Annotated in this window: 24 protein-coding genes; 18 read left to right on the top strand and 6 right to left on the bottom strand. The window is 69.3% G+C overall.

All coding sequences use genetic code 11. From position 1 onward, the window contains the following. Positions 1-105 precede the first annotated feature (105 nt). From D0Z08_RS18220 to D0Z08_RS18175, 10 genes are all read left to right on the top strand, one after another. Complete coding sequence (locus tag D0Z08_RS18220; protein ID WP_118926679.1) at positions 106-1,845, top strand: class I adenylate-forming enzyme family protein; 1,740 nt, start codon at positions 106-108, stop codon at positions 1,843-1,845. Further along, complete coding sequence (locus D0Z08_RS18215; protein ID WP_118926678.1) at positions 1,842-3,122, top strand: aromatic ring-hydroxylating oxygenase subunit alpha; 1,281 nt, start codon at positions 1,842-1,844, stop codon at positions 3,120-3,122. Before D0Z08_RS18220 ends, D0Z08_RS18215 begins: the two co-directional genes overlap by 4 nt. Beyond that, on the top strand, positions 3,122-3,676 hold the full coding sequence (locus D0Z08_RS18210) for an aromatic-ring-hydroxylating dioxygenase subunit beta (protein WP_118926677.1): 555 nt from the start codon (positions 3,122-3,124) through the stop codon (positions 3,674-3,676). The genes D0Z08_RS18215 and D0Z08_RS18210 overlap by 1 nt, the downstream gene beginning before the upstream one ends. Continuing rightward, positions 3,676-3,882 (top strand): hypothetical protein, encoded by a 207-nt coding sequence (locus tag D0Z08_RS18205; RefSeq protein WP_118926676.1) that lies wholly within the window; start codon positions 3,676-3,678, stop codon positions 3,880-3,882. Before D0Z08_RS18210 ends, D0Z08_RS18205 begins: the two co-directional genes overlap by 1 nt. Next, a complete protein-coding gene (locus D0Z08_RS18200; protein WP_118926719.1) occupies positions 3,879-5,141 on the top strand; it encodes an acetyl-CoA hydrolase/transferase family protein in 1,263 nt (420 codons plus the stop codon). The genes D0Z08_RS18205 and D0Z08_RS18200 overlap by 4 nt, the downstream gene beginning before the upstream one ends. A 20-nt stretch (positions 5,142-5,161) precedes the next feature. Then, complete coding sequence (locus tag D0Z08_RS18195; RefSeq protein WP_118926675.1) at positions 5,162-6,373, top strand: acetyl-CoA C-acetyltransferase; 1,212 nt, start codon at positions 5,162-5,164, stop codon at positions 6,371-6,373. After that, positions 6,370-7,755, top strand: coding sequence for a zinc ribbon domain-containing protein (locus tag D0Z08_RS18190; protein ID WP_118926674.1), 1,386 nt, complete (start codon positions 6,370-6,372; stop codon positions 7,753-7,755). The genes D0Z08_RS18195 and D0Z08_RS18190 overlap by 4 nt, the downstream gene beginning before the upstream one ends. Beyond that, on the top strand, positions 7,755-8,945 hold the full coding sequence (locus tag D0Z08_RS18185) for an acetyl-CoA acetyltransferase (protein WP_118926673.1): 1,191 nt from the start codon (positions 7,755-7,757) through the stop codon (positions 8,943-8,945). The genes D0Z08_RS18190 and D0Z08_RS18185 overlap by 1 nt, the downstream gene beginning before the upstream one ends. Positions 8,946-9,010: 65 nt before the next feature. After that, positions 9,011-9,202 carry a ferredoxin gene (locus D0Z08_RS18180; protein ID WP_118926672.1) on the top strand — a complete coding sequence of 64 codons (192 nt, stop codon included), beginning with the start codon at positions 9,011-9,013 and terminating at the stop codon, positions 9,200-9,202. An 11-nt stretch (positions 9,203-9,213) separates the two neighbouring features. Next, entirely contained in the window at positions 9,214-10,467 is a 1,254-nt protein-coding gene (locus tag D0Z08_RS18175) for an NAD(P)/FAD-dependent oxidoreductase (protein WP_118926671.1), read from the top strand. Between the two features lies 1 nt (position 10,468). Here the strand turns inward: D0Z08_RS18175 and D0Z08_RS18170 are convergent, their stop codons facing one another. Then, positions 10,469-11,167 (bottom strand): TetR/AcrR family transcriptional regulator, encoded by a 699-nt coding sequence (locus D0Z08_RS18170; protein WP_118926670.1) that lies wholly within the window; start codon positions 11,165-11,167, stop codon positions 10,469-10,471. A 24-nt stretch (positions 11,168-11,191) separates the two neighbouring features. Beyond that, positions 11,192-12,343 (bottom strand): acyl-CoA dehydrogenase family protein, encoded by a 1,152-nt coding sequence (locus D0Z08_RS18165; protein ID WP_118926669.1) that lies wholly within the window; start codon positions 12,341-12,343, stop codon positions 11,192-11,194. Between the two features lie 56 nt (positions 12,344-12,399). Here D0Z08_RS18165 and D0Z08_RS18160 point away from each other — a divergent pair, with 56 nt between their 5' ends. Genes D0Z08_RS18160 through D0Z08_RS18150 form a run of 3 tightly spaced genes read left to right on the top strand, consistent with a single transcriptional unit; the run spans position 12,400 to position 14,952 of the window. Further along, positions 12,400-13,293 carry an HpcH/HpaI aldolase/citrate lyase family protein gene (locus tag D0Z08_RS18160; RefSeq protein ID WP_118926668.1) on the top strand — a complete coding sequence of 298 codons (894 nt, stop codon included), beginning with the start codon at positions 12,400-12,402 and terminating at the stop codon, positions 13,291-13,293. Beyond that, positions 13,290-14,279 carry a MaoC family dehydratase gene (locus D0Z08_RS18155; protein ID WP_118926667.1) on the top strand — a complete coding sequence of 330 codons (990 nt, stop codon included), beginning with the start codon at positions 13,290-13,292 and terminating at the stop codon, positions 14,277-14,279. Before D0Z08_RS18160 ends, D0Z08_RS18155 begins: the two co-directional genes overlap by 4 nt. Positions 14,280-14,325: 46 nt before the next feature. Further along, the gene (locus D0Z08_RS18150) at positions 14,326-14,952 is read left to right on the top strand and encodes a TetR/AcrR family transcriptional regulator (RefSeq protein WP_182481376.1); all 627 of its coding nucleotides are present in this window, start codon (positions 14,326-14,328) and stop codon (positions 14,950-14,952) included. 77 nt (positions 14,953-15,029) lie between these two features. Here D0Z08_RS18150 and D0Z08_RS18145 read toward each other — a convergent pair whose 3' ends face one another. The 3 genes from D0Z08_RS18145 to D0Z08_RS18135 form a co-directional block, all read right to left on the bottom strand. Next, a complete protein-coding gene (locus tag D0Z08_RS18145) occupies positions 15,030-16,025 on the bottom strand; it encodes a hypothetical protein (protein WP_118926665.1) in 996 nt (331 codons plus the stop codon). A 113-nt stretch (positions 16,026-16,138) separates the two neighbouring features. Beyond that, positions 16,139-16,936, bottom strand: coding sequence for an SDR family NAD(P)-dependent oxidoreductase (locus D0Z08_RS18140; RefSeq protein ID WP_118926664.1), 798 nt, complete (start codon positions 16,934-16,936; stop codon positions 16,139-16,141). Between the two features lie 10 nt (positions 16,937-16,946). Then, positions 16,947-18,665 carry a phytoene desaturase family protein gene (locus tag D0Z08_RS18135; protein WP_118926663.1) on the bottom strand — a complete coding sequence of 573 codons (1,719 nt, stop codon included), beginning with the start codon at positions 18,663-18,665 and terminating at the stop codon, positions 16,947-16,949. A gap of 176 nt (positions 18,666-18,841) precedes the next feature. Here D0Z08_RS18135 and D0Z08_RS18130 point away from each other — a divergent pair, with 176 nt between their 5' ends. From D0Z08_RS18130 to D0Z08_RS18110, 5 genes are read left to right on the top strand one after another with little or no spacing between them, the layout of a single operon-like run. After that, positions 18,842-19,243 carry an SCP2 sterol-binding domain-containing protein gene (locus tag D0Z08_RS18130; RefSeq protein ID WP_118926662.1) on the top strand — a complete coding sequence of 134 codons (402 nt, stop codon included), beginning with the start codon at positions 18,842-18,844 and terminating at the stop codon, positions 19,241-19,243. Between the two features lie 42 nt (positions 19,244-19,285). Next, a complete protein-coding gene (locus tag D0Z08_RS18125) occupies positions 19,286-20,827 on the top strand; it encodes an acyl-CoA synthetase (RefSeq protein ID WP_118926661.1) in 1,542 nt (513 codons plus the stop codon). After that, on the top strand, positions 20,824-22,083 hold the full coding sequence (locus tag D0Z08_RS18120; protein ID WP_118926660.1) for a cytochrome P450: 1,260 nt from the start codon (positions 20,824-20,826) through the stop codon (positions 22,081-22,083). The genes D0Z08_RS18125 and D0Z08_RS18120 overlap by 4 nt, the downstream gene beginning before the upstream one ends. 33 nt (positions 22,084-22,116) lie before the next feature. Beyond that, a complete protein-coding gene (locus D0Z08_RS18115; RefSeq protein ID WP_118926659.1) occupies positions 22,117-22,908 on the top strand; it encodes a coniferyl-alcohol dehydrogenase in 792 nt (263 codons plus the stop codon). 24 nt (positions 22,909-22,932) lie between these two features. Beyond that, positions 22,933-24,327 carry an aldehyde dehydrogenase family protein gene (locus D0Z08_RS18110; protein WP_118926658.1) on the top strand — a complete coding sequence of 465 codons (1,395 nt, stop codon included), beginning with the start codon at positions 22,933-22,935 and terminating at the stop codon, positions 24,325-24,327. Here the strand turns inward: D0Z08_RS18110 and D0Z08_RS18105 are convergent. Then, positions 24,324-24,608, bottom strand: a complete 285-nt coding sequence (locus tag D0Z08_RS18105; RefSeq protein WP_118926657.1) for a hypothetical protein — start codon at positions 24,606-24,608, stop codon at positions 24,324-24,326. The genes D0Z08_RS18110 and D0Z08_RS18105 overlap by 4 nt on opposite strands. Positions 24,609-24,699 lie beyond the last annotated feature (91 nt).

The following is a 24,699-nucleotide window of genomic DNA, read 5'->3' as shown; positions in this document are numbered from 1 at the left end:
CTGTGACGCCGACGGGCGCGAGCTCGTCTGACTGGCCCCGGGGTTGTGCGTTCCGACGGATCCCATTATTCTAATATTGATTAAAGACGAGCGAAGGAGTGGAGCGTGCCCACCATCCCCGAACGGCGCGCGGGCCTGCGCGGCCGATTCGCGCGCTGGACGCCGCACACCCTCGACAGCTGGCTCGACGCGTGCGCGCAGGAGTACGGCGAGCGCCCGCTGGTGATCACCGACGAGCGCACCCTGACCTACCGGCAGGTCGCCGACGAGTCGCGGCGGCTCGCCGACGGCCTGGTAGCGCTCGGCGTGCGGCCGGGCGACCGGGTGGGGCTCCTGATGGCCAACCATCCCGAGTTCGTCACGCTCAAGCTCGCGATCGCCCGCACCGGCGCCGTGGCGATCCCGTTCAACTTCCTCTACCGCGCCGACGAGCTCCGCTACGTGCTGGCGCAGTCCGAGTGCTCCGCGCTGATCACCATGGCCGGGTTCGGGGGGCTCGACCACGCCGCGATGCTCGACGGGATCGTGCCCGGCTGGGACGCAGCGGGCTTTGCCGAACGTCCGCCTGCCGGTGGCGGGGCGCCGGATACGCTGCGTCACGTCGTCCTGGCGCGGGAGGGCGAGACCGCGAGGCCGGGCGCCTTCGGCCTGGACGCTCTGCTCGAGCTCGGTGCGCGGCACGCGGGCGCTGCGGCCGACGCCGGCCACGCCCCGGACGACATCGCCGACATCCTCTACACGTCGGGGAGCACCGGTTCCCCGAAGGGGGTCCAGGTCAGCCACGACGACGTGCTGCGCACGGCGTACGCCTCGGCCCTCACGCGTGCCTACGAGGACGGCCGCCGGATCCTCTTCTCCTTGCCCTGCTACCACATGTTCGGGTACGTCGAGGGGCTGCTCTCAGCGACGTACGTCGGCGGCGCGGTGATCATGCTCCCGGCCTTCAGCGCCGAGGCGTACCTGACCGCGGTCGAGAAGCACCGGGCCACCGACCTGCTCTGCGTGCCGACGATGGCGGTCGCCCTGCTCGAGAGCCCGCTGCGGCACAAGACGGATCTCAGCAGCCTCACCGCGATCCTCTGTGGGTCGGCGCCTGCCCCGATCTGGCTCTGGGAGCAGTTCGAGACGGAGTTCGGCGTCAGTGAGATCGTCACCGGCTACGGCATGACCGAGTGCGGAGGCGCGATGACGCTCACCCTGCCGGAGGACGAGCTGGCGCTCACGTCCACCACCGTCGGGCGGCCCAAGCTGGCCGGCGCCGCCGGTGTTCCCGGCACGGAGCACAACGGCCTCGCGGCCCTATGCGTCTACCGCACGGTCGATCCGGTGACCGCCGAGCCGCTTCCCGATGGCGAGACCGGTGAGCTGGTCTCGCAGGGCCCGACCATGATGCTCGGCTACTACGGCAAGCCCGAGGAGACCGCGGAGGCGGTCCGTGACGGCTGGCTTCACTCCGGCGACCTCGGCCGGGTGCGGCCCAACGGCTACTTGGAGCTGACCGGGCGCAGCAAGGAGCTCTACAAGTCCGGAGGCGAGCTGGTGATGCCCAAGGAGGTCGAGGACGTCCTGGCCACCCATCCGGGGATCAGCCAGGTGTACGCGATCGGGCTGCGCGACGACCGCTGGGGCGAGATCGGCTGCGCTGTCGTCGTGCCTGCCCCCGACTCGGCTCTGTCCGAGGGCGACGTCATCGACCACGCGCGCCAGAACCTCGCGCGGTTCAAGGTGCCGAAGCGCGTCGTCTTCCTCGAAGCAACCGACCTCCCGACCACCGCCACCGGCAAGGTCCAGAAATTCCGGCTCGTCGAGCAGGTCTCCGCCCGATCCGAAGGAGTCACCGAATGACCGCAGTGGTGCAACCCGCGCCCGTCGCCACCGGACAGAGCCGCTACTCGCAGCTGATCAGGCCGGACCAGGTCCACGGATCGCTCTACACCGACCCGACGATCTTCGCCGAGGAGCTGCAGAAGATCTGGCACAAGACCTGGGTCTTCGTCGGGCACGAGAGCGAGGTGCCGCAGCCGAACGACTACGTCCGCAAGCAGCTCGCGACGCAGGACGTCATCATGACGCGCGACCGTGACGGCGAGGTCCACCTGCTGATCAACCGGTGCGCTCACCGCGGCCTGCAGGTCTGCGACGACGCCAGCGGCAACTCCAGCTCGTTCCGCTGCCCGTACCACGGGTGGACCTACCGCAACACGGGCGAGCTGCTCGGCTACCCCTACAACAAGGGGTACGGCGGCAAGAACAAGCTCGAGCTGGGGATGGGCAAGGTTCCGCGCGTCGCGTCGTACCAGGGCTTCGTCTTCGGCAGCCTGGCTGCGGACGGGCCGTCGCTCGAGGAGCACCTCGGTGCAGCCGCGGGCGAGATCGACCGCTTGGTCGGCCTGTCGCCGGAGGGCGAGGTCTCGCTCGACGCCGGCTGGCTGCGCCACCGGACCCGCTCCAACTGGAAGTTCCTGGCTGAGAACGAGACGGACGGCTACCACCCGCAGTTCGTCCACGGCTCGATCTTCGGTGTCACGGGGAGCCCGATCGGAGCCCTCTACAGCGACAGCTCGACGGCGGTCACCCGCAACCTCGGCAACGGGCACAGCGAGAACGACCTGCGTCCGGAGTTCCGGAACTTCGCCGAGCCGCTGCGGTGGTTCGGCACGACACCCGACCGGGTCCCGCAGTACGTCGCCGCCATGCAGGAGTCGTACGGCGACGACGCGGAGCGACGCCTGATCGAGGGCGCGCCGCACGTGATGATCTTCCCGAACCTCTTCATCGCCGAGATCCAGGTCTTCAACATCCAGCCGGTCGCGGTGGGTGAGTGCGTCCAGTACGCCACGGCGGTCCAGCTCGCCGGCGCTCCGGAGATGAACAAGCGGATGGTGTCGCAGTCCATCGGGTCGGTCGGTCCCGCCGGAATGCTGCTCGCCGACGACACCGAGATGTACGAGCGCAACCAGCGGGGAGTGCAGATGCTCGACCCCGAGTGGCTCGACGTCCGCCGCGGTCTGCAGCGCGAAAGCATCGACGAGAACGGCTTCACGATCGGCGCCGCGACCGACGAGACCGGCATGCGCGGCTTCTGGCAGCACTACCGAACGCTGATGGAGGCGGAGGACTGATGGGGATCGACACGGCCACCTTGCCCGAGCGCCCGGACGTTGCGGGCGAGCTGCTCGCGATCCCGGCCGGGTGGGACGTCCGGGAGGTGGAGCAGTTCCTCTACAAGGAAGCCCGGCTCGCCGACGAGAACGACTACGACGGCTGGGAGGCGCTCTGGACCGACGACGCCCTCTACTGGGTGCCGGTGGACGGTGAGGGCGACCATCCGCTGGCGACGGTCTCGGTCATCTACGACAACCGCAACCGGATCAGCACCCGGCTCAAGCAGGTGCGCACCGGCAAGCGGTATGCCCAAGCACCGCCGTCGAACCTCCGGCGGATCATCGGCAACGTCGAGCTGCTGGGCGGCCGCGGGAACCGCGACGGTGGGGTCGACCTCGAGCTCGGTGCCAACTTCGTCGCGATCGAGTCCCGTCCGCGGGGCAACGAGCTCTGGGGTGGCCGCACGACGTACCGGCTCCGGAAGTTCGGCGACGAGATCCGTCTCGTCTACAAGAAGGTCGTCCTCGTCGACAACGAGCGAGCGCTTCCGACGCTGGGGTTCCTGATCTGATGACCGACCCGGTGGTGGAGAGCGAGTTCGCGTCGGTGTCCGTGCGCCTCGACACGGACGGCAACTCGGTCCGGCTCCGCCTCGAGGATCTCCGGACCGGGCGGGTCCGGCACCTCGACGCGCTCGAACTGGAGACCATCATCTGGTTGGACGACGGCCGCCTCACCCAGCTGCTCGACCCGTCGCACGAGCGGTGGCGCGGATGACGGTCGACCTCGACCTCACCCGGGTCCTCCGTCCCGGCGACACGGTGACCTGGGGGCAGGCGTGCGCGGAACCACGGACACTGACCGAGCTGCTCGTCGAGCAGGCCGACCGCATCGGCGGGGTGCGCTGCTTCGTCGGCATTCCGGCGGAGAGCGCCCTCACGGCCGCGACCGTGCCCGACGCGGTCGAGGTGCACAGCTACTGCGGCGCGGGCACCAACGCCGCGCTGCACGCGGCTGGTCGGCTGGAGATCTGGCCGCTCCACTACGCGTCGTTGCCGCATCTGCTGACGTACGGCGACCTCCGGGCCGACGTCGTACTCGTGCAGGTGTCGGCTCCCGACGAGCAGGGCCGGCACAGTCTCGGCCTGGCCGACGACTACTTCTCGGCCGCCCTCGACACCGCACGGGTGGTGATCGCGGAGGTCAACGAACAGGTGCCGTTCACTCACGGCGCGCGCACGCTCACCGCGTCGGACTGGACGGCCGCGATCCACACGTCGCGCACTCCCGGCCGGATGCCGACACCACGGGTCGACGACCGCACCCGCCAGGTCGCTGAGCGGGTGGCCGGGCTGGTTCCCGACGGTGCAACCCTGCAGTTCGGGATCGGCGCGCTTCCCGAGGCCGTGCTGGCAGCCCTCCTCGAGGGTGGCGAGCACCAGGATCTCGGCATCCACTCGGGGATCGTCAACGACAGCGCGCTTGCGCTGATCGAGGCCGGCATGGCCACCGGCGGCCGCAAGACCCACGACCGGGGGGTGGCCGTCGCAGGTCTCATCGGAGGGACCGAGAGGCTCTTCCGCTGGGCGGACCGCAACCCTGCGCTCGAGATCCGGTCCACGGCCTACACCCACGACCCACGGGTGCTTGCGACGTCGTACCGGATGACCGCGATCAACGCGGCCATCGAGGTCGACCTGACCGGACAGGTCAACGCCGAGGTCGCGGCCGGTCGGTACGTCGGTGCGGTCGGCGGTGCTTTCGCCTTCCTCCGCGGCGCCGCGCGATCGGACGGAGGCGTGCCCATCGTGGCGCTGCCGTCGATCACCAAGAGCGTCAGCCGGATCGTCGCCGACCTCAACGGCCCGGTCTCCACGCCACGCTCCGAGGACATCGTCGTGGTCACCGAGCACGGGGTCGCCGACCTGCGAGGCGCGAGCCTGAGCCAGCGGGTCGAGCGGATGCTCGCCGTGGCCGACCCGGCACACCGCGCTGCCCTCGATGCGAGCGCCGACCGGGTGCTCGCCTCCGCCTGACACTTCTAAGGAGAACCGAAATGAGACGCGTCGCGATCGCCACCCCGCTGCGGACCGCGGTCGGGGGGTTCGGGGGCGCGCTGCGCCCGGTCCCGGCCGCCGAGCTCGCTGCGACAGTGATCAAGGCCGTCGTCGACCGATCGGGGATCGACCCCGGCGCGATCGAGGATGTCGCCTTCGCCCAGTCGTATGCGAACTCCGAGGCGCCGTGCATCGGCAGGTGGGCTGCGCTCGAGGCCGGGCTGCCCATCGAGGTCCCGGGCTTCCAGGTGGACCGGCGCTGCGGTGGCGGCCTGCAGGCCGTGATCACCGCCGCCATGACGGTGCAGACGGGAGCTGCCGACGTGGTGCTCGCTGGGGGCGTGGAGTCGATGAGCAACGTCGAGCACTACACGACAACTGCCCGGTGGGGCTCGCGATCGGGCAACCAGACCCTTTACGACCGGCTGGACCGGGGCCGCGAGCGCTCGCAACCGGAGTCGAGGTTCGGGCGCATCAGCGGGATGATCGAGACCGCCGAGAACCTGGCCGAGCAGTACGGCATCTCCCGGGACGAGGCGGACGCCTTCGCCGCCCGTAGTCATCAGCGCGCCGCCGCCGCGTGGGAATCGGGGGTCTTCGTCGAAGAGGTGGTTCCGGTCGAGGTCCCCCAGCGGCGGGCGGACCCGGTGATCTTCGACCGGGATGAAGGCGTGCGTCCGGACTCGACCGTCGAGAGCCTCGCGCGTTTGCGCACGATCCAGCCGGGGGGCACCGTCACCGCCGGCAACTCCAGCCAGCAGAACGACGCGGCCGCGGCCTGCCTGGTGGTGGCCGAGGAGCACCTCGACCGGCTCGGTCTGCAGCCGCTCGCGTGGTTCGAGGGCTGGGCCGCAGCCGGGTGCGACCCGGCCACGATGGGCATCGGGCCGGTGCCCGCCGTACGACGCCTCTTCGAGCGCACCGGTGTCGGCTTCGACGACCTCGACCTGATCGAGGTCAACGAGGCCTTCGCCGTCCAGGTGCTCGCCGTCCTCAAGGGGTGGGGGGTCAAGCCCGACGAGGTGGACGAGCGGCTCAACGTCAACGGTTCCGGGATCTCGCTCGGCCACCCCATCGGGGCGACCGGCGTTCGCATCCTGACGACGATGCTCCACGAGCTCCGCCGGCGCGACGGCGCGCTCGCGCTGGAGACGATGTGCATCGGCGGCGGCCAGGGCATGGCCGCGCTGTTCCGGGGAGCCGGGCGATGAGCGCGGGCCCTGACGGATCGATCGGGATCCTCTCGTACGCGTCGTACCTTCCGGTCTACCGCCTCGACCGCGACAGCGGCGTGCGCGGCCCCCGCGTCGTCGCCTCGTTCGACGAGGACGCGACCACGATGGCGGTCGAGGCCGCTCGGGCCGCGCTCGGCGAGCACGCGCCCGGGTCGGTCTGGTGGGCGAGCACCTCGCCTCCTTACCTCGACAAGACCAACGCGGCTGCGGTGCACGCAGCGCTGCGTCTTTCGCCGGAGGCCGTCGCCGCCGACCTGGTCGGGTCGGCGCGGTCCACCTTCGCCGCGGTCCGCGGTGCACTCGGCGGCGGGGGGCTCGTGGTGGCCTCCGACGTGCGAGTGGGCAAGCCCGGATCGCTCGACGAGCGCGCCGGAGCGGACGGGGCAGCCGCGATCGTGCTCGGCGATGGCGAGCTGATCGCAGAGGTTCTCGCCATCGTGGGCGCGACCGAGGAGCTGCTCGACCGCTGGAGGGAGCCCTCCGGGGTCACGGGCAGCCAGTGGGAGGAGAGGTTCGGGTTCGAGAGGTACGCCGCGCTGGTGCGCTCGACCGCGGCGCGGGCCCTCGACGCCGCGGGACTGACGGAGGCCGACCACGTCGTGCTCACGAGCGGCAACGCCGCCGTGACCAAACGCGCCGGGACCCTCGTCAAGGGCGCGAAGTCGACGACCGGGTCTCCCGCTGGGTTCCTCGGGGCGGCCGACCCGTTGCTCGGTCTCGCCGCGGTGCTGGACGTCGCCGGACCCGACGAGACCGTTCTGGTCGTGTCTGCGGTGGACGGCTGTGACGCCCTCGTCCTGCGCACGACCGATCTCCTTCCGGCCCGACGCCAGCCGCGGCCGGTGAGCTCCCAGCTCGAGGGCGGCCGAGCGGTGCCCTACACCACCTACCTGGCCTGGCGGGGACTGCTCGATCGTGAGCTGCCGCGTCGGCCCGAGCCGGACCGGCCGGCCGGACCGCCGTCGGCGCGTGGCGCTGGGTGGAAGTTCGGGTTCGCGGGCAGTCGTTGCACCGGCTGCGGCTTCGTGCACCTGCCACCACTGCGGGTCTGTCGGCGCTGCGGCGCGACCGACGCCATGGAGGACGTGGCCGGCGCCGAGCTGACCGGGACCGTTGCCACCTTCACGATCGACCGGCTGGCGTACTCGCCCTCGCCGCCCGTCGTCGACGTCGTGGTCGACTTCGACGGCCCCGGTGGGCCCGCGGGACGCACCTCCCTCGAGGTCGCCGATGCCGACCCCGAGACCGTCGACGTCGGCGCCCGCGTCGATCTCGTGTTCCGACGGCTGTTCACCGCGGGTGGTGTGCACAACTACTTCTGGAAGGCGCGCGTGCTCTCCGGACAGGAGGAAAGCTGATGGCCAGCAACGGGATCGCCGACAAGGTCGCCATCGTCGGCATGGGCTGCACCAGGTTCGGCGAGCGCTGGGAGGCGTCGACCGACGACCTGCTGCTCGAGGCGGTCGCCGAGTGCCTCACGTCCGCGAGCGTCGCGAAGGACGACGTCGACGCCTACTGGCTCGGCACCCTGTCGTCCGGCCAGTCCGGCCTGACGCTCAGCCGACCGCTGGCGCTGGCAGACAAGCCCGTCACCCGCGTGGAGAACTACTGCGCGACGGGATCCGAGTCGTTCCGGAACGCGTGCTACGCCGTGGCGTCCGGCGCGTACGACCGGGTGATGGCCGTGGGCGTCGAGAAGCTCAAGGACTCCGGCTTCTCGGGCCTGCTGCGAACTGACCCGCCGGCAGACGGAACAGCACCGGAGCTCTCGCTCACCGCGCCTGCGGCGTTCTCGCTGCTCGACCCCGCTTACTGCACGCGGTACGGCGTCGACCCGGACGCCATGCGCGAGGCGATGACCCATGTGGCGTGGAAGAACCATGTCAACGGGGCACGCAACGACAAGGCGCAGTTCCGGGCCGAGGTCTCGCGGGACAAGATCGAGCAGGCGCCGAAGGTGGCCGGACGGCTGGGTGTCTTCGACTGCTCCGGTGTCTCCGACGGGGCGGCCGCGGCGCTCATCGTCCGCGCCGAGGACGCCTACGACTACACGGACCGCCCGATCTTCGTGAAGGCCCTCGCGTTGGCGGCGGGTTCGATGCGGGGCGGTCTCGACCCGGCGTACGACTTCACCACGTTCCCCGAGGTCGTCGCTGCTGCCCGCGACGCCTACGCACAGGCCGGCATCACCGACCCTGCGCGGGAGCTCTCCCTCGCGGAGGTGCACGACTGCTTCACGCCCACCGAGATCGTGCTGATGGAGGACCTCGGGTTCACCGAGCGCGGCCAGGCGTGGAAGGACGTCCTCGCCGGCGACTTCGACTCCGACGGGCGGCTGCCGGTCAACGTCGACGGCGGCCTCAAGTCGTTCGGCCACCCGGTGGGCGCGAGCGGGCTCCGGATGCTCTACGAGTCCTGGTTGCAGCTGCGCGGTGACGCGGGACCCCGTCAGCTGGCCGATCCTCGGCTCGCACTCACCCACAACCTGGGCGGGCGTCCGGGCGGGTGTGTGTCGTTCGTCGCAGTGGTCGGCAACGAGCGCTCTTGACGTCCAGGCGGTTCAGAATCTAATCTAGATTAAGCAACCCGCACAACGAACGAGGTAACCCCGCCATGAAGATCCTGGTCGACTATGACAAGTGCACCGGCTTGGGCATCTGTGAGTCGCTTGCCCCCGATCACTTCGAGGTCAACGACGACGGCGACCTCGTGCTTCTGGAGGAGCACGTGAGCGACGAGGACATCCAAGCCGTCGAGGAAGCGTGCGCGGGCTGCCCGACCGAGGCGCTCCGCGTCGAGCGCTGAGGCCGCAGCACGTGGCTATCGAGAAGTTCGTCGTCGTCGGAGCCTCGCTCGCCGGGCTGCGAGCCGTCGAGGCAGCACGCAAGGCCGGCTTCCAGGGCGAGATCACACTGATCGGCGCGGAGTCGCACCTGCCCTACGACCGGCCGCCGCTGTCGAAGGAGTTCCTCGAGCCCGCCGACGGTCAGCCGGACCCGCCGTACTTTCGCGAGGAGTCCGTCTTCGCCGACGAGCTCGGGGTGACCCTGATGCTCGGCCGGCCCGCCACGGAGCTCGATGTCGAGGCCCGGGTCGTACGCGTCGGGACGGACCAGGTGCCGTACGACGCGCTGGTGATCGCCACCGGAGCGGCAGCGCGGCACATCCCTGGCGCCGAGAGCCTCGCCGGTGTGCAAGTCCTCCGCACCCTCGACGACTCCCTTGCGGTGCGCAATGCACTCGACGAGGGTGCCCGCACGGTGGTGATCGGCGCCGGGTTCATCGGCTCCGAGATCGCATCGAGCGCCAACAAGCGAGGCGTGGAGGTGACCATCGTCGAAGCGCTTCCCACCCCACTGGTGCGAGCCACCGGGACCGAGATGGGACCCGCGATCGCGTCGCTGCATGAGCGCAATGGCACGTCCTTGCGGTGCGGAGTCGGTGTCCGCTCGATCGAGGGTCTCGACCGGGTCGAGAAGGTCGTGCTGGAGGACGGCACGGAGATCCCGGCCGACCTCGTGGTCATCGGTATCGGCGTGACGCCGTCGGTCGGGTGGCTGGAGGGTTCGGGCCTGCGGCTCGACAACGGCATCCACTGCGACGAGACGCTCTGGACCGGCGTTCCCGGCGTCTATGCCGCCGGCGACGTTGTGAGCTGGCCCAACCCGACGCTCGGCGTCCGCCAGCGGATGGAGAACTGGACCGCCGCTGCCGAGCAGGGCGCCGCGGCCGCCCGCAACGCACTCGACCCCGGCAACGCGAAGGCTTACGGGACGGTGCCGTACTTCTGGTCGGACTGGTACGACGTGCGGATCCAGCACGTCGGCACACCCGATGCCGACGAGGTGGTCCTGGTCGAGGGCGACCTCGAGCGCGCGCCCGCCACCGACAACCGGTGGATCGCGCTCTACCGCAAGGGAGACCGGCTGGTGGGAGCGCTCACCGTGCAGGGGCAGGCCGAGATCATGAAGTACCGGGTTCAGATCATGAAGGGTGCGTCGTGGGAGGACGCGCTGGCTCACGCGGCCCGACGCCGGGAGGCGCACGCCGCCAAGCTGGCTGCCGTCTGACCTACGCGGGCGCCAGGCCGTTGCGGACGATCGACTGCGCGGTCTCGACCACGGTGTCGAGCGACCCGCGCCGCGGCGACCACCACTCGGCCGCCCAGTTGAGGGCGCCCATCACGAGCATCTGGGCGAGGTAGGGGTCGAGATCGGTGCGGATCGCACCGTCGGCACTCGCCCTCGTGAACAGGTCACGCCAGATCTCGCCGTACTTCTTGGTCTCGGCCTGCTGCCGCTTGTTGATCGCGTCGGGGAGCTGGCCGGCGTTGCGGATGGATGCGGTCGTGTAGTCCGAGATCTCGAGCTCGTGGCGCAGGTGGGCGTCGACCGCCAACAGGATCCGCTCGAGGGGATCGATGCCGTCGGGAGCGGCATCGAGGACCTCGACCAGGTGCTGGCGCATGGCTGCGATGCCGGAGTACATGACCTCCTCGATGAGGTCCTCGCGCGACTTGAAGTAGTAGTAGATGGCGGGAGCCTGGAGCTCGGCCTCCTCGGCCACGTCGCTCAGCCGCATGCCGGCGTACCCCTTGACGCTCAGCACGTGCGCAGCCGCGTCGAGCACCCGCTGCCGGGTGCGCTCCGACTTGGTGCCGCTGTCGGCCGGAGCCTTCTTGGCGGCCGCCTTCTTGGGAACCGCGGTCCTCGATGCCGCCTTCTTGGCGGCGACCTTCGGGGGAGTGGCGGTGGCGGTCTTCCGTGGCATGCGGGTCATCCTATGAGCAGTGGCTCACGGGACCAGGCCACCGCGCGCGATCAGCTGCGACGCGATCACGTTGCGCTGGATCTCGTTGGTGCCCTCGCCGACGATCATCAGGGGCGCATCACGGAAGTAGCGCTCGACGTCGTACTCGGTGGAGTAGCCGTAGCCGCCGTGGATCCGGACCGCGTTGAGCGCGATCTCCATCGCGACCTCGGACGCGAACAGCTTCGCCATCCCGGCTTCCATGTCACAGCGCTCGCCCGCGTCGGACCGCTGGGCGGCGTGGAGGACGAGCTGGCGCGCGGCCGTGAGCTTGGTCGCCATGTCGGCCAGGTAGTGGCCGATCGCCTGGTGCTTCCAGATCGGCTCACCGAAGCTCTGCCGCTGCTGGGCGTAGGCGAGCGCGTCGTCGAACGCTGCCTGGCCCACGCCGAGCGCCCGCGACGCGACCTGGATCCGGCCGGTCTCGAGCCCCTTCATCATCTGGGAGAACCCCTTGCCCTCGACCCCGCCGAGGACGGAGGACGTCGGCACCCGGAAGTTGTCGAAGGACAGCTCGCAGCTCTCGATGCCCTTGTAGCCGAGCTTCGGCAGGTCGCGGGAGACGGTCAGGCCCGGGCCGTGCTCGACGAGCAGCACCGAGATGCCGCGATGACGAGGCTCGGCCTGCGGGTCGGTCTTGCAGAGGAGCGCGATCAGCTGCGACCGGCGGGCGTTGCTGATCCAGGTCTTCGCACCGTTGATGACGTAGTCGTCGCCGTCCCGCTTCGCGGTGGTGGTCATCGCCTGGAGGTCGGACCCGCCGCCGGGCTCGGTCAGCGCCATCGTGGCGCGGATCTCGCCGGTCGCCATCCGGGGGAGGTACGTCGCCTGCTGCTCGGGGGTTCCGAACGTCACCAGGAGCTTCGACACCACGGTGTGGCCACCCATGGCGCCGGCCAGGCTCATCCACCCGCGCGCGAGCTCCTCGGTGACACCGACGTAGCAGGGGGTCGAGACCGGAGCCTCGCCCCACGGCTCCGGGATCGCGAGGCCGAAGATGCCGAGCTCCTTCATCTGCTCGATCAGCTTCTCGGGGTACTCGTTGGCGTGCTCGAGGTCGTGGACGACCGGCCGCACCTCGGAGTCGACCCAGTCACGTACCGTCGCTACGACCTCGCGCTCTTCCTGTGACAACAACGGATCTCCTCGACTCGGAATTGCAGGTTGGGCGAGTTTAACATAAATTAAATTCCATGAGCCACGTTGCCCTCACCACACTGGACGCCCCTCGGCGCGCAGCTCTGTGCGTGCCGGCGACCCAGCCGGACCGCATCGCCAAAGCGATCGCCTCGGGTGCCGATGAGGTCGTGATCGACCTCGAGGACGCGGTGCCGGCGGGGGAGAAGGACCGGGCACGGGACGCGTTGCGGACCGTCGACTGGCCGAGCGTCAATGACGGCCGGGTGCGGGTCGCCGTACGCGTGAATGCCGTGGGAACGCCGTGGTGTCACCGCGACCTGGAGCTCGTCGCGAGTGGTGTCGCCCCGGTGACCTCCGTCGTCGTACCGAAGGTCGAGAGCCGCGGCGACCTGGACTTCGTGGAGCGACTGCTGACCGGCCTGGAGGCAGAGGCGAGGCGTCCGGCACCTCGGATCGGCGTGCAAGCGCTGGTCGAGACGGCGGCCGGGCTCGCGGGGCTTCCGGCCATCGTCAGCCGTCCGGACCGGCTCGAGTCGCTGATCCTCGGCTACGCCGACCTGGCCGCCTCGCTCGGCCGGCGCGGACTGCGTCGGCCGGACTGGGTCCCGGCCCAGCACGCGTTGCTGGTCGCGGCGAGGTCGGCCGGCGTGGCGGCGATCGACGGGCCGCACCTGTCGGTCGCGGACGACACCGACTTCCGTGACGCCGTCGGCCATGCAGCCGACTTCGGCTTCGACGGCAAGTGGGTCATCCACCCGCGGCAGGTCGACGCGGTGGTGTGCGGCTTCACGCCTGCGGCGGACGAGGTCGAGCGCGCCAACCGCGTCCTGCAGGCGATGACAGACGCAGCGGCGGCGGGCCTCGGTGCAGTGGACCTGGACGGTCAGCTGGTGGACGAGGCGATGGCCCTGGCGGCCCGCCGGACCCTGGCCCGGGCCGGCCGATGAGCAGTCACGCTGCCGAGGGGCCCTACTTCGACGAGCTCGAGCCGGGCCTCGTGTTCGACACGGCGCCGGGCGTCACCCTGACCGAGGGACGCGCCGCGGTGCACCAGGCGATCCTGGGTGACCGGCTCCGGCTGGCGCTCGACGATGCGCTCGCGCGGGACGTCACCGGGGGGTCCCTCGCCTCGCCCGCGCTGGTGTGGAACGTCGCGATCGGACAGTCGACCCTGGCGACACAGCACGTCAAGGCGAACCTCTTCTACCGGAACCTGACTTTGCTGCGACAGCCCGCGATCGGCGACACGTTGCGGACCACAACGACAGTCGCGGGCCTCAGGGAGAACGTACGGCGCGAGGGGCGTGCGCCGACCGGGCTGGCAGCCCTCCACATGCGCACCGTCGACCAGGAGGAGCGACCGGTCCTCGACTTCTATCGCTGCGCGATGCTGCCCCTGCGGGGGAGCGCGCCCACCGGGTTCGCCGACGATCTCTCGACGATCGGAGGCGGGTCCGAGGTCGTTCCGGTAGCCGAGTGCGTGCCTGACTGGTCGGTCGAGCGGTGGACCGCGGGTGTCGGGCCCTCGCGACCACTCGAGCCCGGCGCGGTCATCGAGGTGGTCGGCGGCGATGTCGTCTCCGGCGCGCCGGAGCTGGCCCGCCTCACGACGAACCTCGCTGCCGTCCATCACGACCAACGAGCGGGCGGCGGCACCAGGCTCGTGTACGGCGGGCACACGATCGGGATCGCCCTCGCCCAAGCCACCCGCGCCCTCCCCGACCTGGTGACCGTGCTGGCGTGGCAGTCGTGCGACCACGTCGGCCCGGTGCGCGAGGGCGACACCCTTCGCAGTCGGATCGTCATCGAGGCCTCGCAGGAGGTTGCGGGGGGCTGGCGGCTGCTGGACCTCCGGTCCGAGGTCGAGGCGGATGGCGGCTCCGAGCCCCGCCCGGTGCTCGACTGGCGGTTCACGGCCCTCGCCGCCGGCTGACGTACACGCTGTCCGTGGCGCGAACACCGCGACCTATGCTGACCCCATGGCGTCGAGACCTGTGAGGCCGCTCCAGCCCACCCGCGACGAGCGACGCCTCGAGCTGGCGCGCTACTTCATCGACGAGGTGACCCCGCTGCTCGCGGCCGGCGAGGCCTACTCCGACCTCAGTGTCGCGAGGATGATCGACGCGGTCGGGATCTCGCGGTCGACGTTCTACTCGTACTTCACCGACAAGGCCGCCCTGCTCACCGCCATGGGCGAGGACATCACCCTCGACCTCGCGGCAGCCGGTGCCCGCTGGTTCGAGCTCGGCGTGCCGGCCGATCGCGCCGCCCTCCGCGAGGCACTGCACCCGCTGTTCGAGACCTATCGGCGGCACCAGCTGCTGTTGCGCGCGATCACCGACGCGGCGTCGTACGACCCCGGAATGCGCGAGCTCCACGCCAACCTCGTCGAGCGCGCGGCCACTGGGCTCGAGGCGCACGTGAAGCAGGTCGAGGTCGGTGGTCGGCCCAATCCCCTCGATCCCCGGCGAGTGTCGCTCTGGCTGGTCTGGATGCTCGAGCGCGGGCTCTACCAGCTGGTCGGGCCGGTCGGTGACCGCGAGGCCGGACGGCACCTGGACGCCGTCGTCGAGCTGGTCTGGCGGACGCTCTACGTGCCTGCCTGACCACGGATGATGAGACCGGCGACCAGGCCTCCGGGCGTCGGAAGGCCTGGCCGCCGGCCAGTGAGGGAGGTGTCGCGTCAGGCGGCGACGGTCTCCCGGATCTGCTTCTCGAGGTCGATCGAGACGCCACCCTCGCGCTCCATCTTCGCCCAGAGTGCCGCGCGCTGGCGCGGCGGCAGAACCGGGTAGATGAACATCCGGCCGAGGGTCCACTCCAGCGCGGGCTCGTCGTTCTTCCTGCCCAGGAAGTGGTGCAGGATCGCCATGTAGAAGCACGCCTCGGCCATCATCACGGCTGCGGCGATCAGGCGGACCCAGTTCGGCAGCCCGGAGTTGTGGGCGAGCAGGTGGATCCAGCCGACCGTGAAGTAGGTGCCGGCCATGCCGTACGACGGAGCCATCACCAGGATCCACTTCTTGGCGCCGTGCAGGCGCGGGACGAAGTAGGCGAGCAGCGTGCCGACAGCGACGAACGAGGCGCTGTTGATGAACGCCCACCAGTACGGGAAGTTGAGGAACTCGAAGGGCTGGAACCCGTAGTACTTGTAGACGCCCAGGTTGATGCCGATCGTCTCCATCACGGCGTCGAGGATCGCGCCCATGGCGAGCAGCATGAAGTAGTGCTTGAGCTTCGCGCCGTTACGGATCACGAAGTAGCAGAAGTACGACATCATGCCGAGGAAGGCGACGTAGCAGAGCGGGATCAGCAGCGGCACCGAGACGCCGAAGTTGGTGTAGACCATCTGCAGGTTCGGTGCCCAGTGCAGGTGGCCGAGCATGTCGAGCATGGCCTCCTCGAGCGAGCAGACCAGACCGCCGATCAGCACGATGATCGGCACCCAGTTGCGATGCTTCGCCACCGCGCGCACCGCCCACGGCAGGGCGAGGATCACCGCGGCCGCGCCGGCGATGAAGAAGAACGCGATCTCGGCGCCGGCGCTGGCATCACCGAGGGTCGGGGTGTTGGACGGGACGATGTTGACCGGCCATCCCTCCTCCTGGAGCAGGGGGTTCCACTCGTTCCACCAGCTGTCGCGATCCGCTGCAGGACTCAGCAGCAGTGCACTCACCATGACTTGACCTCCAGGTCCCCGTGACCGCGGCGGTCGACGGGATCGAACAACGTGTTCGACTACCGTACGTCGTGTGTGTTTCTAATGCAAGATAAAATGACGCTCACTCGCCGTCACGGCATGGTGTAGCCGCCGCTGACGCTGAAGAGCTGCCCCGTCACCTGGCGGGAGGCGGTCTCCGAGGCGAGGAACAACACCGAGCCGGCGACGTCGGCCGCGGTCGTGAGCCGCTGCAGGGGCGTGTCCTTGAGCAGGTACTCCATCTGCTTCTCGTTGAACACGTTGTCCTCGCCGACGGACCAGAGGCTGTCCGCGCCCACGGCCTCCGGCCCATCGGGCATGACCAGGCCCGGGCAGACGATGTTCGACCGGATCCCGTGTCGGCCGTGCTCGCGCGCGGTGGTCCGCGCGAGGGCGACGACGGCCGCCTTGGTGGCGCCGTACACACCCTGCCGGATCTGCCCGAAGGCCGACTCGCTGGCGATGAACACGATCGACCCGCGGCCGGCATCGCGCATCGGCCCGAGCGCCGCCTGGGTGGCCGCGATCGCCGTGTAGAAGTTGACCTCCACCGTGCGCTGCCAGTTGTCGCGGTCGGTGTTTTTGGCGATGAAGCCGGGCACACTCCACCCTGCGTTGTTGACGAGTACGTCGACGCCGCCCCATCGCTCGACGGCCTCGCCCACCGCGGCGTCCGCGACGCCGTCCTTCGTCAGGTCGCCGACGGCGACCACGACGTCCTGCGCGCCGAGTCGCCTCGCCTCGTCTCGCACCCGCTCTGCTTGGGGACCGTCGATGTCGCTGATGACGATCCGCGAGCCTTCGGCGGCGAAGGCGTGCACGATGCCCCGGCCGATGTTCGACGCGCCGCCGGTCACGACGACGCGCGCCCCGCTGAGTCCCAGGTCCATGGCGTGAGACTCAGAGGTTCGCGGTCGGGAACGGGTCGTTCTGACCTGAGGTGTACGGCTCCTGGCCGCGCAGCTCCCGGTCGCGCGCCAGCTTCGCGCGCAGTACGCCGAGGCGGCCGCCCTTGTCCTCGAGGTTGAAGTGCTTGAGCATCGTGCGGGCAGCGTTCTGACCGGGCATGCCGCTGATGCCGGCGACGGGGTGGGTGCCGGACCCGGTGAGGAACAGGCCGTCGACCGGGGTGGCATAGCCGGCGAAGCCGGCGACCGGCTTGTTGGGACCGAAGCGACTGATCGTCGGATCGACGTGGTAGACGCTGCCGTCGATCGCCCAGAACCGCTCCTCGATGTCGGGCAGTGCCAGCGGCCGCCGGGCGACCTCGAGCGACTCGACGCCTTTGTAGTACTCCTCGGCGTCCTTCATCACGCTCTCAGTGATCTTCTTGCGGGCCACGTCCCAGCCCTCCTCCGGGATGGAGGGGACCAGCCCGGTCCAGAACCACCAGAGATCCTTGCCCGGAGGGGACATCGACGGGTCGAATGCGTTGGTCACCTGCGCCAGACCGGGAACGGCGTCGGGGACCTGGCCGCGGACACAGGCCCGCGCGGCCTCGAGCGCCTGCTCGTAGGTGTGGTAGCAGTTGCAGGCGACGCGGAGGTCGATGCCGTCGCCGCGCCACTTCTCGTGCTTCGACATGTCGATCCGCCCCGAGAGGGCGACGTTGAGCTTGTAGTCGGAGATGCCGCGCTTCTTGGTCGGGATGTGGTCCGCCGCATTCTGCTTCTTGGGCTCCAGCACGCCTGGCGGCAGCAGCCGGGTGAGGGTGGTCTTCGGCGAGCAGGCGGTGAGGACCGCGCGCCGCGCCCGGATCTCCTGACCGCCGGCGATCCGGACGCCGGTGCAGCGATTGCCTTCGATGAGGAGCTGCTCGACAGGCGAGCTCGTGATCACGTCACCGCCGTGGTCCCGGATCGAGCCGATCAGGGCCTTCGGGAGGGATCCGGTCCCGCCGTGGAACATCGCGACGCCGTACTTGCTGAGGACGCCCAGATAGATCAGCGACCAGCCGGAGAGGTCGGCATCGAACGGCATGAACGGAAGCGAGGTCAGCAGGGGAGCGCGGATCATGTCGTGCTCGAAGCTCTCCTCGATCGCCTCCGCCTGGGAGCTGGTCATCCAGCGCCCGATGTTGACCAGCTGCTTGCGGTTCTTGGCGGCGCCCTTGACCGCCTTGAAGATCTGCATCAGCTCCGGGCGGGTGACGTTGGTCTGCATCATCGGCAGGCCGATGTCGACCGCGGCGTCGATGACTTCGTAGAGCTCGAGCAGCGCCCGGGCGTCCTTCCTCGAGAAGTGCTCGAGCTCGGCGGCGGTCTTCCTCGGGTCGCGCCAGAGGCCCAGGGACGAGCCGTCGGCGGCCAGCTGGAAGTGCGCCGGGTCGATCACGGTCTGTTTCAGACCGTACTTGCGGGACAGGCCCAGGTCGGCGTCGATCGTGGTCGTCCGGAACAGCGAGGCCTGGATCGACGCCTCGTTGATCATGTACTCCGGCGCCTCGGGCTCGAACGGGTTCGTTGACGTCATGCCGCCGGCGGTGGCGGCGGCCTCGACGACGAGTACGTCGAGGCCTGCCTTCGCGAGGTAGGCCGCAGCGACCAGGCCGTTGTGGCCCGAGCCGACGACGACGACGTCGACCTCGCGCGGGGTGTCGGTGGCGGGCACCTGGGGCATGTCGGATCCCTTCGGGGTCGTACGTCGGACGGGCCGTCCCAGTTCGGGGTGGACCTTCCAGTATTTTTAATCTACATTCGGATAAATGTCGAGGTGCCGTCTCGTCTGTTGACAAGTCCCGCGGCTCCGACGAGGATAGAATCTAATCTTGATTCAATTCAGCAGAAGGAGGAGCGATGGGGTTCTCAGATTCGGCAGAGGTGCGTCAGTACCTCGGAGGCATCTTCGAGACGGCGTTCGCGGACCCGGAGGTCGGCCCCAAGCTCAAGGCGACCGGCATCGTGCTCAAGACGGTCTACACCGAGCCGGACTCGACCCTGATCATCGACGCGACCTCGGGCACCGTCTACGAAGGCGACGAGTCCACTGAGGCGTCCGCGGTGATGAGCATGACCGCCGACACCGGCAACGCCTACTGGCAGGGGAAGGTGAACCTTCCGCTCGCAATGGCGAAGAGCAAGATCAAGGTCCAGGGCAACGTCGCGAGCCTGCTCAAGCTCGCCCCCCTTGGCAAGAAGCTCTACCCCAAGTACGTCGACATGCTCCGCGCCAACGGGCGCGACGAGCTGATCGTCTGACGTCGCTCGCCCAGACCTGCACTACACCCGAGAAGAGAAGACATGTTCCCTGGAGTGATCGCCCAGTCCACCCCTGACAAGCCGGCTGTCATCATGGCTGGCTCGGGCCGGACCCTCACCTACGGTCAGCTCGACGAGCGGTCGGCCGAGATCGCCGCGGCGCTGCACGACCTCGGCCTGCGGAAGGGTGACGTCGTCGCCCTGCTCGCCGACAACGCGCCCGAGTGCTACGAGGTCTACTGGGCGCTGCTGCGCTCCGGCCTCTACATCACACCGGTGAACCGCAACCTCTCGGCCGAAGAGGTCGCCTACATCGTCAACGACAGCGGGGCGCGGGTGCTGATCGCGAGCGCCGCCCTGGGCGAGCTCGTGGCAACGGTGCGTCAGTCGGTCGACGTGGTGCACGCCTTTGCCTTCGGTGGCGCGGTCGACGGCTACGACGACTACGGCAAGCTGCTCACGAGCGGTGCTCCGCGCCTGACCGACCAGCCGCGCGGCTCGGACATGATGTACAGCTCGGGGACGACCGGTCGGCCGAAGGGCGTGCGGCAGGCCATGCTGCCGATCCAGGTCGACGAGCCGGGGGACCCGATCACGGGCCTGCTCGGCGGCGTCTTCAAGGTCGGCCCCGACGACGTCTACCTGCAGCCCGCGCCGGTCTACCACGCCGCGCCGCTCAAGTGGAGCGGTGCGGTCCAGTCCCTCGGGGGCACCGTCGTGATGATGGAGAAGTTCGACGCCGAGGGCGCCCTCGCAGCGATCCAGGACCACAAGATCACCGTCGCCCAGTTCGTCCCGACGATGTTCGTCAGGATGCTCCAGCTCCCCGAGGACGTACGTACGTCGTACGACACGTCCTCGCTGCGGCTCGCGGTCCACGCCGCGGCGCCGTGTCCGCCCGAGGTCAAGCAGGCGATGATCGACTGGTGGGGGCCGATCGTGTTCGAGTACTACGGCTCGACCGAGCAGCACGGGATCACCTTCGTCTCGACGCCCGAGTGGCTCGGCAAACGCGGCACCGTCGGCAAGGCCATGATCGGCATCGCCCACATCTGTGACGACGAGGGCAAAGAGCTCGCCGCGGGGGAGGTCGGCTCGGTCTACTTCGAGCGCGACGCCCGCCCGTTCGACTACCACAACGACCCGGACAAGACGGCTGAGGCAACGCATCCGCAGCACCCGACCTGGACGACGGTCGGGGACCTCGGCTACCTGGACGAGGACGGCTACCTGTTCCTGACCGACCGCAAGGCGTTCGTCATCATCTCGGGCGGAGTGAACATCTACCCGCAGGAGGTCGAGAACGTCCTGACCCTGCACCCGCAGATCTACGACGTCGCCGTGATCGGCGTGCCGGACGAGGAGATGGGCCAGCAAGTCAAGGCCGTCGTCCAGCTCAAGGGCGGCGTCGAGCCCGGCCCCGAGCTCGAGCGCGAGCTCATCGCCTACGTCCGCGAGCGGATCGCGCACTTCAAGGCGCCCCGGTCGGTCGACTTCGTCGACACGATCCCGCGGACGCCGACCGGCAAGTTGGTGAAGCGCGAGCTGGAGAAGTTCTATGCACCGGCAGGAGCCGGCTCATGACGAGCCTGATCGTGCCGCCGCGGACCTTCGACCCGCTCAGCGTCTCCGACCTGGGGTTCTGGGCGAAGACGGCCGAGGAACGTGAGGAGACGTTCAAGGTGCTGCGGCGTGAGCGTCCGCTCAGCTGGCACCGTCCGCTCGAGGGGGGCCTGATGCCGCCGGACAACGAGGGCGTCTGGGTCGCCACGAGCCATGAGCTCATCCAGTACATCAGCAAGAACCCGCAGCTGTTCTGCTCGGGCGACGGCTTCCAGTTCGAAGAGGTCCCCTCGGACATCCTCGAGGCGGCCGGGTCGTTCCTCGGGATGGACGCTCCGCGCCACCCGAAGCTGCGCAAGCTCGTGTCGTCGGCGTTCACGCCGAAGCAGGTCAAGAAGATCCACGAGCAGATCAAGGACCAGGCACGCCGGATCGTCGACGAGCTCCTCGAGGCCAGCGAGGGCGACTTCGTCTCCCTGGTGTCCAAGAAGCTCCCCATGTGGACGATCTACGAGATGGTCGGTCTGGAGGACCCGGAGAAGCGCGAGCTGGCTGCGCACTACGCCGACGGCATGGTGTCGTGGAACGACGAGGACGTCGCCGCCGGGCGGGAGCCGGGCGAGATCCTCAACGAATCACTCGTCGGTCTGCTGATGATGGGCATGGAGCTCGCAGAGGAGCGTCGCGCCAACCCGAAGGCCGATCTGATGACCAATCTGGTCAACGCCGAGGTCGACGGCGAGCGGCTCACCGACGACGAGATCGCCTCCTTCTTCGTGCTGCTCTCGGTCGCCGGCAACGACACCACCCGCAACTCGATCAGCATCGCGGCGATGGCTCTCCAGCAGTTTCCCGACCAGAAGGCGCTCCTGCTCGAGGACTTCGACGGGCGGATCGGTCTCGCGATCGAGGAGTTCGTCCGATGGGCGTCGCCCGTGATGACGTTCCGGCGTACGGCCACCCAGGACACCGAGCTCGGCGGTCATCTCATCCGCAAGGACGAGTGGGTCGCGATGGTCTATTCCTCGGGCAACCGGGACGAGCGGGTCTTCGACCGCCCCGACGTCTTCGACATCACCCGCGACCCCAACCCCCACGTCGGCTTCGGTGGCGGCGGCGTGCACTACTGCATGGGCAACTTCGTGGCGAAGATGCAGCTCCGCGAGCTCTTCCACCAGCTGCTCACCCGCGCTCCCGGGCTCGAGCTCGGCGAGCCGGAGTACCTCACCGGCAACTTCGTGCGGGCCGTGAAGGCGATGCCGTGCGACGTCGGCTGACCCACCTGAACCCCTGGAACGAGAGGATACTCGATGACTGACTTCGCAGGGCGCAGGTATGTCGTGACGGGCGCCGCGTCCGGCATCGGCGACACCGTCGCCCGCAAGTTGCTGGCGGCCGGCGCGGAGGTGCACAGCCTGGACCGCAACGAGCCGACGGCCCCCGTGACGCGCCACATCCCGGTGGATCTCGCCGATGTCGCGAGCATCGACAAGGCGCTGGTCGAGCTCGACGGGGAGTACGACGCGCTCCTCAACGTCGCCGGTGTTCCGGGAACTCTGCCCGCCGATGTCGTGATGAAGGTCAACACCTTCGCCGTCCGGTACCTGACCGAGAGTCTGCTCGGCCAGCTCAAGGAGGGCGGCAATGTCGTGATCGTGTCCTCGACGGCCGGCTTCCAGTGGGAGAAGCGCCTCGGGACGATCATGGAGCTGCTCGCCACCGACACCTATGAGGAAGCCGTCGACTGGTGGGAGGCGAACCCGCAGGAGGGCAACTCCTACAACTTCTCCAAGGAGTGCTCCACCGTCTATACGATGACGATGGGTCTGGCCCTGAGCGAGATGGGACTGCGCATCAACGCCGTACTTCCCGGGCCCGTCGAGACGCCTATCCTGGCCGACTTCGAGGAGTCGATGGGCAAGGACACCCTCAATGGGCTGAAGGAGCTCCTCGGTCGCCACGCCACGCCCGATGACATCGCCGAGGCGATCCTCTTCCTGGCGTCCGACGAGGCGCGGTGGATCAACGGCCACCCGATGATCGTCGATGGCGGCGTCTCCGGCTCGGTCTTCACCGGCCTGGTCCCCGCGCCCGAGATCTGACCAGCGGATCGACGAGGAGACACGATGACCGCGAACACAACCCGCGCGCCGGCGTCAGCCGACCTGGCCGACCTGGTGGCGACGCTCCGGCACCACCACGCGGCGGGCAGGACCCGCAGCTACGAGTGGCGGATCCGCCAGCTCGACGGCATCGCCCGGTTCTGCGAGGAGCGTGAGGACGACATCGCGTCGGCACTCGGCGCCGACCTCGGGCGCCCGCCGTTCGACGCGTGGTTCGGCGACATCGCGTCGACCATGGGTGAGGTCAACTTCGCGAAGAGGCACCTGAAGCGATGGATGCGGCCGCAGCGCCAGCGTGTGCCGCTGACCCAGCTCCCGGGATCTGCGCGGGTCCAGTACGAACCGCTCGGCGTGGTGCTGGTGATCGGGCCGTGGAACTACCCGATCTACCTCAGCCTGAGCCCTCTGGTCGCGGCCGTTGCCGCGGGGAACTGCGTCGTGCTCAAGCCGTCGGAGCTGGCGCCGGCGACCTCCCGCCTGCTCGCGGACGCGCTCCCGCACTACCTCGACCCGGACGCGGTCAGGGTCGTCGAGGGCGACGGAATCGTCACCCAGGACCTGTTGTCGCTCGGCTTCGACCATGCCTTCTTCACCGGCGGCACGGAGATCGGTCGGAAGATCATGACCGGTGCCGCTGCGACCCTCACCCCGGTCACGCTCGAGCTGGGTGGGAAGAGCCCGGTCATCGTGACCGAGGATGCCGATCTCGCGGTCGCTGCTCGACGGATCGCCTGGGTCAAGACCATGAACTCGGGCCAGACCTGCATCGCCCCGGACTACGTGCTCGTCCACGAGTCGGTGCGGGATGAGCTGGTCGTACACCTCAAGACCGCCATCACCGACATCGTCGCCGACCGCCCCGAGGGCCTGCGGATCGTCAATGACCGCCAGTTCGCCCGGCTCTCCGGCTACCTCGCCGCGACCAAAGCCGACGTCGTCCTTGGGGGCGTCAGCGACGCCGACGCACTCCGCATGCAGCCGACGATCCTCGTGGACCCGGATCCGGACGAGCCGGCGATGACCGAGGAGATCTTCGGCCCGATCCTCCCCGTCGTGAGCTACGACTCGATCGACAACGCGATCGCGTTCGTCAACGGACGGCCGAAGCCGCTGGCGATGTACGTGTTCAGCAGCACCCGGGCGGTCACGGACCGGCTGGTCGACGCCATCCCCGCCGGCGGCGCCGTCGTCAACCACGTCGCGCTGCACTGCCTGGTCCCCACGCTCCCGTTCGGCGGAGTCGGCGCGAGCGGAATGGGTGCCTACCACGGCGAGTGGGGCTTCCAGGCCCTCAGCCACCGCAAGGCGGTCCTGGTCAAGACGATCAGGCCGGACCTCAAGATCGTCTACCCGCCGTACAGCGACAGGGCCAAGGCGCTGATGCGCAAGCTGTTCTAGCGGCCGGCGAACCGGAGTGCTGCCTGCAGCACCTGGTCCAGCGACCACGCCAGCTCGTCCGTCCCGCCGTCAGCGGCGAGGAGCTCGAACCCGACCAGGACGCTGTAGCCGAGCCGCGCGAACTGGTGCGCGGCTTTGGGGCCGACGAGGTCCCGCATCGACTCCGCGACGACGTGGAAGCGCTGCTCATCGACCGCGCGCTGCACCTCGCCGACCTTGGGGTCGACCCGCGACCAGACCCGGATCGCGCCCTCCGCTGCGCGGTAGCCGGACTTCGTCAACGGATCCTAGGACCCGAGGTCAGGCGGCGGCGCGTCAGGCGGCGCGAGCCACCGGGAGCAAAATCGAATCACGATTCAAATAACTCTTGAC

Origin of the sequence: Nocardioides immobilis (assembly GCF_003515065.1) — a bacterium.
Taxonomy (GTDB): domain Bacteria; phylum Actinomycetota; class Actinomycetes; order Propionibacteriales; family Nocardioidaceae; genus Nocardioides; species Nocardioides immobilis.
Note: the sequence above shows the minus strand (reverse complement) of the source record. Positions and strands in the feature narration are given on the sequence as shown.